This is a genomic window from Paenibacillus sp. Marseille-Q4541, from assembly GCF_018310695.1.
Classification (GTDB): Bacteria; Bacillota; Bacilli; order Paenibacillales; family Paenibacillaceae; genus Paenibacillus.
The window spans coordinates 13036-26141 of the sequence record NZ_JAGXCY010000020.1 but is presented as its reverse complement, the minus strand read 5'-3'; the positions used below and the strand labels follow the sequence as shown (position 1 = coordinate 26141).

Sequence of the window (13106 nt, the reverse complement as noted above, 5' to 3'; positions counted from 1 at the left end):
GAAATTACATGTTAGAAGAAATCGAGAATTCCACAGAGTTACACCATTATGTGATCTGATATCGATACGAATAAGGAGTGAGGGTCATGGAAGAAGTGAAATGGCTGACATGGGCAAAACAGATGCAGGCTATCAGTCAGAATGGATTAGCATACTGCAAAGATATTTATGACATCGAGAGATACGAACAATTGAGAAGTCTAAGTATCGAAATACTGAACACGTATACGGAAGTCGATTCTAATCGAATTGTAGATTTGTTTGCGAAGGAAACCGGATATGCGACTCCAAAAGTAGATATAAGAGGTGTTATTTTTCAGGACAATAAAATACTGTTGGTGAAGGAAAAAGCAGATGGCGCATGGGCACTTCCTGGGGGATGGGCGGATGTCGGTTTATCTCCACGTGAAATTGTAGTGAAAGAAGTAAAAGAAGAATCCGGATTCGATGTGGCTCCTAAGCGTCTACTTGCCGTGTTGGATAAAAATAAGCATCATCATTTACCTTCGCCGTACCATGTGTACAAGATTTTTATTTTGTGCGAGATCATCGGGGGTAGTGCGGAGGAAGGAATGGAAACGAGTGAAGTTCAGTTCTTTGATCGTGCCAATCTACCACAGCTCTCAGAGGAGAGAAATACATGTGAACAAGTGCAGATCATGTTCGATAAAGGTCTAAACGTTACTAGTGAAGTGATGTTTGATTAATGGAGGGAAGAAATGAATACTCACATTACTAGAATATTGAAAGAACAAAAGGAAACGTTTTTGAACTTATATAACTTATATTTGTATGACCTATCCGAATTTACTGGCGAAGATATAACAGAAGAAGGCACTTTTGATCCAACAAACACCTATTTATATCTAGAAAAAAAGGAATTACATCCTTATTTCATTAGTTATGAAGGGAAAATAATAGGATTTATATTAGTATGCTCGCCTCCTTATGTACCAGAAGGGATCGATTATGCCATACAGGAGCTGTTCATTATTAAAAAATATCGGGGAATGAAACTAGCAGCAGAAGCGGTTCATTGGGTGCTAGAACAATTCCAAGGGAAATTTAAAGTTGAACAATTATCTGGTAATCAGGCGGCCGTTCGATTCTGGAAGAAATACTATGAAGTAAATGGAATTCATTATTCCGAGGAAGAAGATAGTATTGAAATAGAGGGGATTTCCGGAAGCCATAAAGTCATATCCCAAACCTTCACGATCCAAGGGGGCTAAATCCTATAGCTGATGGCGTTTTTAGTAAATGAACTTGATTCACATGGAATAAGTAACATCACTTTATTAACCGATCGGGATATTCCTGCAGAGGCATTTTATAAGAAAAATGGTTTCACTGAGATAGATAGATTAGTTTTTCTAAATAAGAACATAACGTAAATGATTCGCATGACACACTCAATTCAGGAGGGTGTAATTATGATAACAGAGCTTACCAAACAAGACTTTTATAAGGTCAGACATATTACAGATCAGTGTAGAAATATTGAGGCAAGAGCAGTGGTAAGAGGGACAAATCCTGGTTCTGTTTATGTAGATCATGAGACAGACATAACAGCGGTATTGATTTGGATTCAAGGTCAAGCAGGGTTTCATGTTGCTGGAGATCCGCAGAGTGAATCCTTTCTATCAGGATTGGAAACCTATATGACCCATTCTATTGAACCTAAACTTAAAAAATGTAATATTGAGCTGGTCGAAATTAGTGTAGAAAATGATCGCTGGGCAGAAACGGTACAAACGATTTTTAATAAAAGAAACCTATCAAATGACAATCAGCATGTGTTTAAACTCAGCACAGACACAGCACCATGTAGTAACCACGGGGAGTATGTGATGATTCACAGATTAGATGGAGCATTGCTCGGGTCCAGCAGATTTGAAAATCAATCATTTTTAGAGCAAAAGATTACTCGGTTTTGGGATTCCGTAGATGAATTTTTACAACATGGTTTTGGATATATTGGCGTGCATAACAATCAGGTAGTGAGTTTATGTTTTTCTGCTTTTGTTGATGACAAGATGCATGCAATTGATATAGAAACACTAGAAGAGTATAGAAAAAGGCATTATGGTGCAGCTGTAGCTCACGCATTTGTAGAAGAGTGTAAGCTCCAAGGATTAGATCCTTACTGGGATTGTACTCCTGAGAATACAGGTTCGATTCAGTTGGCGAAGAGTGTAGGAATGACCCTTTCTTTCAACTATAAAATCTTCTGGTTTAACGTAACTAACTAAATGAACATGGAGGTTATCCCAATGATAGACATGAATCAGATTTTTCTTATTACCGACATCCCAGGTCATTCACCTCAAATTAGTCGTTTATTATCAATGATGAACTATGCCAGATTTACCACATTAGAAAGTGTAAAGGATTTATCCGTAGAACAATTGGATTATTTATTAGACCAGGATAGCAATTCAATTGGAGCTCTATTATTACATTTTGCAGCAGTAGAATACGCATACCAGGTGGGGACGTTTGAGAAAAGAGAGTTAAATGAGGAAGAGATGTCAGTCTGGGGTGCTGCTTTGAGTCTTGGGCAAGAAGGAAGAGAAAAGATTAAGGGGAATGAATTAGACTATTATATAGAACAATTGAATGCGGTGAGAAACCGAACTTATGAATTATTTAAAACCGTTAATGATGATTGGTTATATACAGAAGAAGAGTTTTGGGCCCACAAACAAGCAAATTATTATTTCATGTGGTTTCACGTGTTTGAAGATGAGATCAATCATAGAGGCCAGATCAGAATGATAAGGAAAAGACTTAAGGTATAGCAAATACAGGCGATGAGATAATCTCATTGTATCGTACACAAAACCAAAAATTAGGTTATGGAATATTTGAAGATCAGAGGGTTGACGTAAAATGGGTGCGTTCGGGTGGTTATACAGAATTGTTATCTGACAATGCTCTTACATGGTCGAGAGATGGTGGTTCAGAAGGAGAAGTGAAAATACTATATGGTGCTGTTGTAGATTCCAAAATAACTCAAGTGATCATAGTAAGTGAAGGCAATAAATCTGCTAACATCATAGATCATCATGGGATTAGAATTTGGTATGGTATATAACAGGGCAATCCGAATTGCATGATCCCATCACGATTAAAGCAACAGATAAGGATGGAAATGTATTATTTGAAAATGGGGATCCTGAATATTTTGAGTAATCATGAAAGAGGGTTAGATATGAGTAAATCTATCGAATCTCGGCTTAAAGAATTGGGGATCGACTTACCTCCTGTAAGTCATCCTGCTGCGCAGTATACGAACTATGTAATAGTTAATGGGATGATGTTTGTATCAGGGAAAGGGCCCACCGGATGTCCAAAAGGGAAGTTAGGCAGCGAATTTACAACAGATGAAGGATATCAATATGCTCGGGAAACAGGAATTGAAGTTCTTGCTGTATTAAAAGATGCTTTGGGAACGTTAGATAAAGTGAAGAGAGTGATCAAAGTACAAGGGTTTGTTAATGCAGAACCTACTTATGAAGAACATCATAAGGTGCTAAATGGATTTTCCGACTTAATGTATGATGTGTTTAATGAACGAGGTGTCCATGCTAGGTCTGTATTTGGCGCGGTTTCTGTTAGGGATAATCTTCCGATTATTGTTGACTCCATCTTTGAAGTAGAAGAAGATAGTTAATTGTATGATGGCAGCATCATAATTAAAAAATGTAGATAACAACACGAGAGGGAGGTTAACTTGATGAAAAAACCTATCGTTATTACGATTGCAGCGGTTGGAGGCGGAGGTAAAACTACAGCGATCGAGCTTTTAAACAAGCAACTGGGTAACACTAAAGCACTGTTTTTTGATGATTACGATTTTGAAGGACCAAGCGACTTGGTGGATTGGGCTAGGCGCGGGGGAGATTATAATGAATGGAAATTAACACCCTTTATTAGAGATGTGACTATGCTGCTAGAAGAAAAAGAGTCAAAGCCAGATTACATATTGCTCGACTATCCATTCGCCAAATTAAACAATGAAATGAATGAATTTATTGATTTGACTATATTTATTGATACCCCTTTGGATATTGCTATGTCTAGACGTATATTAAGAGATTATGGCCATTCTTCTGGAGATGACATCAGAAAGGATATGACAGCCTATTTATCTGGGGCAAGAGAAGCGTACATGATGATGATTGATAAGATAAAGCCAAATTCAGATTTTGTTATCGATGGAGCTCTAGATAAACAAGTCATTGTAGACCAAATTAAAGAAATCATAATAAGAAAATTTACTTAATAAGCAACATGACAAGAAAAAAAGTCGATTTTACAGCGTAGTTCTTCTGTGAAGTCGACTTTTTTTCGTACCCTTATATGTGAAGCCACTTCTTATTCGTCTGCAATGTTTGCCACATTATCATTCACTTGATAAATAACATAGTTCCGGTTCCATATTTTCGTTGTAACAACAGCCTCTTTATTATCTTTATCGAAAAAATATCCAGAGCCTTCCTGCTGCTGGAACTGCCAGCCTTCCCTTTCCATACGATCTCTAAGAAGTTCATTACTGTTCTCCCTTAATGCAAGATAATGTCCCTCTTCATCCATCTGAACAATGGATACTTCCGTTGTATTTAACTTGTACATAAGCTTGATATTGTTATAACCTACGTTGTTGATATAGGTTGCGGCTACTACGACTAAAATCATTAAAATTCCGGTAGAACTAAATAAAATAACCTTCCATTTGTTCTTCATCGTTCTCCCCCAAACATAAAATTCTATTAATTATTTAAACGCAACTGGGCATCACAAAGTTACTAAAAAATATTAAACGGACAAGCTTAAATCCGCATGATCAAAGGAAACTTCCTACTATTAGCCACATATGAAACTTCAATAATAAATGTAAATTAGTAAGATCATAGATAGAAAAATGAGGACGGTTAAACCAAATAGCCATGTTTTAATCATTTTTATACGGTTAAGTTTAGATCAGGCAAGCGAAACAACGATAACAAACAATAAAAAATACAACGATGAGAGACATCTAAGGAGGAAACACAATTATGATGAACAACAATGTAAACAAAATGAATGACGTAAAGAACACGAATAAGGTACATGAGAATGAAAAAATCGTAGGTACATTTAAAACAGAAGCTGAAGCAAGCAGAGCAATTGAGCAGTTGAAAGCGGAAGGTTTCCGTACAGACGAAATTTCTGTTATTGCTAAAGATAAAAAAGATATGAAGGCAATCAGTGAGGAGACTGGCACGAAAGCGCCTAAGGGTATAGCTACAGGAGCGACAGCAGGTGGCCTGGTTGGTGGTATTGCAGGTCTTCTGGCAGGTTTGGGAATAATGGCAATTCCCGTGTTCGGTCCAATTATGGTAGCAGGTCCAATCGCAGTGACGCTGACAGGAACAGCGGTTGGTGCAGGTGCCGGCGGACTTGTTGGAGGTTTGATTGGTCTGGGAATTCCAGAAGAACAAGCGAAAGAATATGATAACAATGTTAAAGAAGGACAAATTCTAGTGTTAGTTGAAGAAAAGGCTAGGAATAAAGCAAAAGTCCACAATATCTTCCGTAGTAATAATGCTTCAAATGCGCATCATTTTGATGAAAAATATGCAACTCCGAATACGTCGATAGGTACAGCTCCAAATGCGGCAGTAACGGATCGTTCCGTTGCCAGCAAGACAATGAATGATCGTACAGCAACTAGAGATATGGACCGTAAAGTCACTGCGGAGAATGTTGGCAATGGTCGCTTTGATTCAGGTGAAGATGAACAAACACTTCGCCTACGGGAAGAGCAGCTAAATGTGTCTAAAAACAAGGCTAAAACAGGGGAAGTAGAAGTACGTAAAGAAGTCATCGAAGAGCAAAAAACGATTGATGTTCCTGTAAGTCATGAAGAAGTCGTCATTGAGCGCAAAGCTGTGAATGATAAAGCAACAAACGAGCCTATTGGACGCAGCGAGAACATTCGTATTCCGGTAAGTGAGGAACAAGTGGAAGTGAATAAACGTAACGTAGTTACTGGTGAAGTAGAAGTCCATAAAGAAACCGTACAAGATACGAAGCAAGTTAAGGATACGGTAAAACATGAAGAAGCTCGCGTAACTCGTGAGGGGGAACCGCTAGTAAACGAGGATGTTGAAACCAAAGAACAGCGTGAAGCGTTAAACAGAGGAACAATCAACCGTCCAAGACACTAAACTAGGCTTATATATGCAATTAGACATGCATCATCATTGTCTATAGTAAAACCGATGAGACCTAAATCTCATCGGTTTTTTGTTTGTTGAAATCGATGAATATGGTTATCTATTTAATTCAAATAGCCTTATTTTAACGCTGGTACTTCTAATGCAATCCGTAGTTTGGACAGGAAAATACAAAGATGGTGACGAAGTAATCTAAATAGTAACACCTGTTAAGTGTAGCTAATAGAGGAGTTTACCTATGAATGCACAAGAAGTTGCAATAATGGCATGTCAACAATCCAAACGGGGCTAAATTTGAAGAGGTCATTCTTCTGTGACTGAAGGAGAAATAAACATGGATATCATAAAAAATCTTGAAAATCTCATCACCGCATTTCCAGAAGTACTAAAGTCAATTACAGAAGAAGAATTGTGCAGAAAAGCAAATCCTAATAAGTGGTCTAAGAAAGAGATATTAGGTCATTTATGTGACTCAGCTAGTAATAATCATCATCGATTTCTGAAAATTCGAATAGCTGATGAAATCGTAAAGTTAGAAGGATATAACCAAGATCTTTGGGTATCCATCCATGATTATCAAGACAATTACTCACAAGCTGAACTAACTACGTTATGGTTCCAATTAAACAAACAAATACGCTATGTACTAGAAAAGGTAACTGACGAAGAATATCAGAAACAAACTATTTTGGCAGATGGCAGTACCGTAACCTTGCAATGGCTAGCTGAAGATTATATTCATCATACGATCCATCACATCAAACAGATCACGGAACAATCTTTGTAGAGAAACACCTATTGATGAGATGTAAATGCTAAATCTTATTTTTGTTTGGAGTTAGGATAAAGGTGAGGTGATCGAGATGAAAATTCGCATAGTCGGATCCTGCGGGAGTGGCAAATCCACTTTGGCCAGAAAATTATCCCGTGAGTATGGTATCCCTTATTTTGAAATAGATAATATGATATGGAACAGAGAATATGAAGGCGTGAGATATTCCCAAGCAGAGAGGGATGAGAGGTTTAAAGACACGCTTGAAATGAAAACTTGGATTATGGAAGGAGTACAGTTTGACTGGACTACGGAGAGTTTTGAGCAAGCTGATGTTATCCTTATCCTCAATCCAAGTGTGATCATAAGAGATTATAGAATTGTAAAACGATTTGTCCTATCCAGAACTGGATTCCAACAGTGGAATTATAAGCAATCCGTTAAAAATTTGTGCAAAATGATGATTGAATGGAATCATGGATACGATGTAGCCAAGGTAATAGAAGTTACCAATCCATATGCTAATAAGAGAAGGATCATAAAACGATCTGATGAAGCGTTGGATTACATAAATTCGTTGAAAAGTCTCCGAATGAATCTTTTGCTTGAGTTTAGATAAAATCCTTTAAAGGAGCTATCTTTCTTAATGTATAAAATTGTGTTCTTCGATGTGGATGGCACTTTGCTGAGTGAAGTGGACAGAACAATACCTATAAGCGCGAAAGAAGCCATCCGGCAATTAATCAGCAATGGAACAAAAGTAGTGGTAGCAACGGGACGACCCTACAGTTTATGTGAAGAATTTAAAAGCATGGGGATCGATACATTCATCAGTGCAAATGGAGCGCTAATTAAATGTAACGAAACAACGATACATAAATCTGTCATTGCGAGGGAAACGATCGCAAAAATCACAGAGTTCGCTAAGATCCATGGTCAGCATGTTTCTTACTTCACTGAAAGTTTCATGATGAATGGAATGGAGCCGGATAACAACCGAGTTCTCGAAGCATTAGAAGAGACTTTAGGTATAAACGTATATCCTGAAATAGTAGAGGATGTGCTAGACGAAGTATATTGCATTTGCTTGTATGCGGATGAGCAGGAAGTGGGAAAGTTCATCGATTATTTCCCTGAACTTCGGTTCCAGCGTTTTCACAAGTATGTGTGCAATGTACTAGAGCGAACAGAAGTCTCTAAATCCATCGCAATTAGGGAAGTGTTGAATTATTATAATATTTCTAGATCGGAAGCGATTGCCTTTGGTGATGGCCTAAATGATATCGATATGCTGAGCTATGTTGGGCTTGGGATTGCGATGGGCAACGGGAACGATTCGCTTAAAGGAGTGGCTGATTTTGTTACCAAAAAGGCTAGTGAAGGCGGAATCCACCATGCTTTAAAAGAATACGGGATGCTATAATTTTAATATTAAAAAGTATCGCATCGTTAATTTAAAGGAGATGAGTATGGACCCTTACGCAATTATAAAACAACTGAGATCTCAAAAAATAAGAGTTCAGAAACCTTTAACTTTAGCGGAAATCTTACATATAGAAAGTAAGTACGAGATTATTTTCCCTCCGGATTTACGAGAATTATATATGACGGGACTGCCCACCGGACCGGAGTTTGTAGATTGGCGTAAAACATTTTAAATCCAATGTGGAATCCATTAAGAGAAGACTCGCATGGCCACTGGAAGGATTGATTTTTGGACTCATTTGGTCGAAAACAGATTAATATAAGGAGTTTGTATCATGACCAATACGGTATATATCATCTCTGGCCCTGCCGGAGTAGGCAAATCCACAACATCAAGACATTTGGTTCAGACACTTGTGAAAAGCGCTTATGTCTCAGGTGATCAGGTGAGTCATTTTCCGGTGAAAGGCTGAGGGAAACCATGGCTTGATCCTGCAACAAATCAGTTAACATGGAATAATATCGCGAGTATTACTAAAAATCTATTAGATTACGGTTATGATGTGGTGATTGATTACGTAACCTTTCCTTCAGAGGCAAAGTGGCTGGCAGATGAACTGGCAGATTATAAGATAAACATTGTTTATGCTGTGCTACTTGTTGATCAAGATACGATTGTAACTCGAGATCACCTCCGTCCTGAGGAAGTCCAGATGGGCGAACGAAGTCTTATTTTGCTGGATGAATTTGAAAATGATCCGGAGCTACGTCCTGAAAACAAGTTATATACCCAGTTGTTTACCGTAGAACAATTACCTGATATTATTCATGAAATCATGAACAACCCTAATTACATTGTAAATGTGAAGCCTGCGTAGAACGGAATAACTTACATCAAAGACCCAGCCTTATAAATGTGTGATAAGGTGGGTTTTTATTTTTGAAGTGTAGGGAGGGAGATCCTATGAAATGGAAAGCAGTGGTTCTGGATTTGGACGGGACATTATTAAATTCAAAGAAACAAGTATCTGCTCGAAATATGAAGGCAGTGCTCGCATGTCATTGCCAAGGAATGAAAATCATCTTTGCTACGGCGAGACCACCGAGAACAGTGAACGCTTTTTTGCCGAAGGAATTGCTAGAGATTGGAGCATTTGTTTATTATAACGGTGCAGAAGTGATCTGCAAAAAAACAGGGTATCAATTTTCTAGCTACATTCCTGCATATCTAACATTCGAGATCGTGGAGTTCTGTCTGCATCAGGAACCAGATGCACACGTAACGATGGAAGTCAGCGATCAGTGGTTTAGTTACAAGGAATATGATGCAATGACCATGATGAAGGTGAAATTGAATCCGCTTATTCAGCCCTTACCAGAATTTAAAAAGAATAATGCAACCAAGATTCTGCTCTCTGGCAGCTCTCCTGAACTCAAGCGAGCACTCATGGATACATTCGGGGACAAAGTACATCTGTTAGTAACGGATCAGAACGAGCTGATTCAGATCATGCCACTTCACACGTCTAAGGAGCGGGCGGTGTGTGAACTATGCCTGACATATGGGATTCCGATGGAATCGGTCATGGTATTTGGTGATGATATGAACGATTTGGGTTTATTTCAAGAAGCAGATTATTCGGTTGCGATGGGGAATGCAGTAGCCGTGCTGAAACAAATTGCTGATGAAACGACGGATAACAACGATCTAGATGGTGTGGCTCTTGTGCTTGAAAAATATGTAGGACAGTTCTCATATGGATGTAACTGATCCGCTATACATAACGTTATTAAGAAAAAGGCTTCAGTGTTCACATAAAAGGAGGACAACGATATGCCGTGGCCAATGGTCCATTTTGCAGTAGCGTATGAAATTTTTAAGGGTCATCCGTCGTCATCATTTTTGCTGGGGAGTATTGCACCAGACGCGATTCACGCGAGGGAAGGGACAACACGGAAGGAGAAAATGCTGTCTCATTTTGTCCATGATGATCGCTTGGCAGACAAGGGCCTACTCACAAGCAAGTACATGGCATATATAGGAGAACGTGAAGATCCGGAGTGGAAAACATATGTCGCCGGGTATTTCATACATATCTATACAGATGAACGTTGGACGACAACGTTATATGCTGACTTTGAACAAGAAGTACAGAAGGAGCCTCAGGAAATCCGAAGGATCTACGATGAGGAAGTCAGCCAGCTCGAATATAACCTGATGCGAAGTAACGAGTGGGTGGATATCGTTATAGCCAAACTGCAGGCAGCAAGAGGTTTCGATATGGATTCACTCGTAAGTGCTGAAGAAGCGGAGAGGTACCGTGAGATCAAACTGAACTGGCTGAATAATGAGAAGAACGAACCTGGGATTCAGCTGATTTACTATACAGAAGACAAGGTGAATGACTTTATTAAGAGGACCGCGAATGAGGCTAGAGAACTGCTCAAAGATTGGGAATCATTAGAAAGATTAGCGGTCCAAGGGTAGGATTACACGTCTTCATCTTGCCTACGATGGGAGTGGAACAATGATGAAAAAAATCATTGCAGGAGGCATTCTTTTTCTTGGTGGCATATGTCTTTATCTAGGGATGTATCTTCCTGCGCTTGAACTTGGTCTTACATTAGGAGGTTTTACGACTCCACCTGGAAGAATTGGGTCTGCACTCGAAATAACCGAAGGAAATAAGCCGATGATATATGCAATAGGATGTATGATTCTTGGATTTATGTTAGTGATATGGGGGGCTTTAAAAGAAGAGTTAACGAAGACCTATTCCTATCTAAAGAGAAAGCTAATTAATCTATGGAAAAACAATCTTGCGGAGAAGAAAGAGGAGACTGGCAATAGCAATTAACATTGTCAAGAAAGCAAAGTGATGGAAATAATTGCTTGATCAACTGGGTCCATAAGGCTTAGGATAGATATACAGAAAACATGTTTCTAATACAACTAAGAGGGACTGAACTTGATGACGCAGCTAAGAATAGCAGATATGATGAAAGCTTATGCGGAAGATGCGGTAGACTTTGCTGATCAAATGGACGTAAAACTCGACTTTAGTGAGGCTAGCTTGAAGGATCTGGATTCAATCCTCCAAAAGTTTCATGGTGAGCTTCCTAGAGGATGGAGAAAGATTTTTAATAAAGGACCTTCTGAAGAACAGATCGCTTACATGGCTAAGATGTGGGGTGGATATCTGGGTGAAGTTGTCGTGAGACACCTTGGTGGTGAATGGAAAGCTAGTGAAATTGTAGAAGATACGATTGCCTTGCAAATAGGGGAAGAAGAGCTATATCCACCTTCTAGAGCATACAGAAGAATCATGAATGGGGCGGAAGATAGCGTCGAAGATTATTATAAAATACAAAAACTCAGACAGGATTCTCATAACATGTGATCCTATCATTAGAAAAGAAAGAACATGGAACGGATAGGCGATTCATGTTCTTTTTTATGAGGAGGCTGAATGTTGGAGAAGGATTCCATTCTTTTATACAAGAAAACTTGGGTTATTGCAGGCATATTACTCATTATATTGTGGCGAAGTGAGCATGAAGCACTTGAATCCGTTTCATCACATCTAAAGCCAGAGAACATTAAAAATTTCGAAATGACCAAAGTCATGTACACTCGAGGAGATGGGGGAGTTAAAGTATACTTTACCGATGTCAATTTACAGCAGGATGAAGTAAGGAATATTACGGATTGGCTGAATGCAGCATCAGATCTTGAGAAAGTCCCTATATCGAGTATACCGGGCAGTATTTCCTCCGGCATTAGACTATATTTAAAACCTGCGGGAGAGGTCCTAATTCAATATAATCGTGAAAATATTTATATAACAAGAACCGGTGTTTTTAATAAAGAAGTCCGGTACATTGACAACAATGTTGAGTTCAAACAATTTTTTGATAAACATTTGGAAGGTTCATTTCTAGGACAGAAAGGGACGGATGAATCTGCGTAATATATATGAAGTGGTATATTATTACAGGATTGTCTAATAGTGAACTGCTATAATAACGATACATTACAGCAGGGGCATACATATGAGAAAGAAAAATATCGTTATTATCGTTAGTGTTATTCTTGTAATAGGATTCTTGTCTACCTATACAGAGAACTGGCACATAACAGAATCCGGGGCTATACCTGGAAATCACAAGATCATTATTTCTCAAGATACGGTCTATGGTAAAGCGGCAATCTATGAAGATATGAAGAATCAAACGTTCGGTGCCGTTAAGCTCAATAAAAAATTAGGTTTGTTTTATGAGTATGGTGGTCTAGCTGAAAGGGAATTCCCTGAAGAAGACATGCCTTTCCAGGTGGTGGGATTTGGGAATAATGTAGAACAAAATGATAGTTTTGTCGTCGGTATTAAAGTAAACCGGAATTCAAATATTCACTCGATTTCGCTTGGATATCACAAAAAGATAACGGACTACAATGAGTCTTATGAGTTTAGTATGAAGGACATCGAAGCTCATCCAGATAAGTATCTTGTCAAGGAAGTGAAGAATGGCTATGTGCTATTTGTTATGGATGAATATACACATGAAGGATGGACCATGAGAGGCTTTGACAAGGATGGGAATATGGTTGCAGATAAGTTATTCTCTGCCCAGCCTAGGTATACAAACTGGTGAACGGGACAATAGGGGTGGTTAGTTAAAATTCC

General features: G+C 38.6%; 20 protein-coding genes. 19 read left to right on the top strand and 1 reads right to left on the bottom strand.

What is annotated here, in order from left to right; translation table 11 throughout:
- Positions 1 to 86 precede the first annotated feature (86 nt).
- The 7 genes from KFT32_RS17995 (at position 87) to KFT32_RS17965 (ending at position 4288) form a co-directional block, all read left to right on the top strand.
- The gene (locus tag KFT32_RS17995; RefSeq protein WP_211748631.1) at positions 87 to 707 is read left to right on the top strand and encodes an NUDIX hydrolase; all 621 of its coding nucleotides are present in this window, start codon (positions 87 to 89) and stop codon (positions 705 to 707) included.
- A gap of 12 nt (positions 708 to 719) precedes the next feature.
- Complete coding sequence (locus KFT32_RS17990) at positions 720 to 1232, top strand: GNAT family N-acetyltransferase (protein ID WP_211748630.1); 513 nt, start codon at positions 720 to 722, stop codon at positions 1230 to 1232.
- 201 nt (positions 1233 to 1433) lie between these two features.
- Positions 1434 to 2252 carry a GNAT family N-acetyltransferase gene (locus KFT32_RS17985; RefSeq protein WP_211748629.1) on the top strand — a complete coding sequence of 273 codons (819 nt, stop codon included), beginning with the start codon at positions 1434 to 1436 and terminating at the stop codon, positions 2250 to 2252.
- A gap of 30 nt (positions 2253 to 2282) precedes the next feature.
- On the top strand, positions 2283 to 2801 hold the full coding sequence (locus KFT32_RS17980; RefSeq protein WP_211748694.1) for a DinB family protein: 519 nt from the start codon (positions 2283 to 2285) through the stop codon (positions 2799 to 2801).
- 26 nt (positions 2802 to 2827) lie between these two features.
- Positions 2828 to 3097: a hypothetical protein gene (locus KFT32_RS17975; protein ID WP_211748628.1), complete on the top strand. Its 270-nt coding sequence runs from the start codon at positions 2828 to 2830 to the stop codon at positions 3095 to 3097.
- Between the two features lie 117 nt (positions 3098 to 3214).
- Entirely contained in the window at positions 3215 to 3676 is a 462-nt protein-coding gene (locus tag KFT32_RS17970) for a RidA family protein (protein WP_211748627.1), read from the top strand.
- Between the two features lie 63 nt (positions 3677 to 3739).
- A complete protein-coding gene (locus tag KFT32_RS17965) occupies positions 3740 to 4288 on the top strand; it encodes a nucleoside/nucleotide kinase family protein (RefSeq protein WP_211748626.1) in 549 nt (182 codons plus the stop codon).
- Between the two features lie 92 nt (positions 4289 to 4380).
- Here the strand turns inward: KFT32_RS17965 and KFT32_RS17960 are convergent, their stop codons facing one another.
- A complete protein-coding gene (locus KFT32_RS17960; RefSeq protein ID WP_211748625.1) occupies positions 4381 to 4749 on the bottom strand; it encodes a hypothetical protein in 369 nt (122 codons plus the stop codon).
- Positions 4750 to 5060: 311 nt separating this feature from the next.
- On the opposite strand from KFT32_RS17960, the gene KFT32_RS17955 reads away from it, so the two are divergent.
- From KFT32_RS17955 to KFT32_RS17900, 12 genes are all read left to right on the top strand, one after another.
- Positions 5061 to 6215 (top strand): YsnF/AvaK domain-containing protein, encoded by a 1155-nt coding sequence (locus KFT32_RS17955; protein ID WP_211748624.1) that lies wholly within the window; start codon positions 5061 to 5063, stop codon positions 6213 to 6215.
- A gap of 343 nt (positions 6216 to 6558) precedes the next feature.
- The gene (locus tag KFT32_RS17950) at positions 6559 to 7011 is read left to right on the top strand and encodes a DinB family protein (protein WP_211748623.1); all 453 of its coding nucleotides are present in this window, start codon (positions 6559 to 6561) and stop codon (positions 7009 to 7011) included.
- Between the two features lie 76 nt (positions 7012 to 7087).
- On the top strand, positions 7088 to 7615 hold the full coding sequence (locus KFT32_RS17945) for a P-loop NTPase family protein (RefSeq protein WP_211748622.1): 528 nt from the start codon (positions 7088 to 7090) through the stop codon (positions 7613 to 7615).
- A gap of 27 nt (positions 7616 to 7642) precedes the next feature.
- A complete protein-coding gene (locus tag KFT32_RS17940) occupies positions 7643 to 8419 on the top strand; it encodes a Cof-type HAD-IIB family hydrolase (protein WP_211748621.1) in 777 nt (258 codons plus the stop codon).
- Positions 8420 to 8756: 337 nt separating this feature from the next.
- A complete protein-coding gene (locus tag KFT32_RS17935; protein ID WP_211748620.1) occupies positions 8757 to 8894 on the top strand; it encodes a hypothetical protein in 138 nt (45 codons plus the stop codon).
- Between the two features lie 93 nt (positions 8895 to 8987).
- Positions 8988 to 9299: a hypothetical protein gene (locus tag KFT32_RS17930; RefSeq protein WP_211748619.1), complete on the top strand. Its 312-nt coding sequence runs from the start codon at positions 8988 to 8990 to the stop codon at positions 9297 to 9299.
- Positions 9300 to 9385: 86 nt separating this feature from the next.
- Entirely contained in the window at positions 9386 to 10192 is an 807-nt protein-coding gene (locus KFT32_RS17925) for a Cof-type HAD-IIB family hydrolase (RefSeq protein WP_211748618.1), read from the top strand.
- Between the two features lie 63 nt (positions 10193 to 10255).
- Positions 10256 to 10909, top strand: a complete 654-nt coding sequence (locus KFT32_RS17920; protein WP_211748617.1) for a hypothetical protein — start codon at positions 10256 to 10258, stop codon at positions 10907 to 10909.
- 40 nt (positions 10910 to 10949) lie between these two features.
- Entirely contained in the window at positions 10950 to 11279 is a 330-nt protein-coding gene (locus tag KFT32_RS17915; protein ID WP_211748616.1) for a hypothetical protein, read from the top strand.
- 111 nt (positions 11280 to 11390) lie between these two features.
- The gene (locus KFT32_RS17910) at positions 11391 to 11822 is read left to right on the top strand and encodes a hypothetical protein (RefSeq protein WP_211748615.1); all 432 of its coding nucleotides are present in this window, start codon (positions 11391 to 11393) and stop codon (positions 11820 to 11822) included.
- Between the two features lie 69 nt (positions 11823 to 11891).
- Positions 11892 to 12392 (top strand): hypothetical protein, encoded by a 501-nt coding sequence (locus tag KFT32_RS17905; protein WP_211748614.1) that lies wholly within the window; start codon positions 11892 to 11894, stop codon positions 12390 to 12392.
- 82 nt (positions 12393 to 12474) lie between these two features.
- Complete coding sequence (locus tag KFT32_RS17900) at positions 12475 to 13074, top strand: hypothetical protein (protein ID WP_211748613.1); 600 nt, start codon at positions 12475 to 12477, stop codon at positions 13072 to 13074.
- The last annotated feature ends 32 nt before the right edge of the window (positions 13075 to 13106 follow it).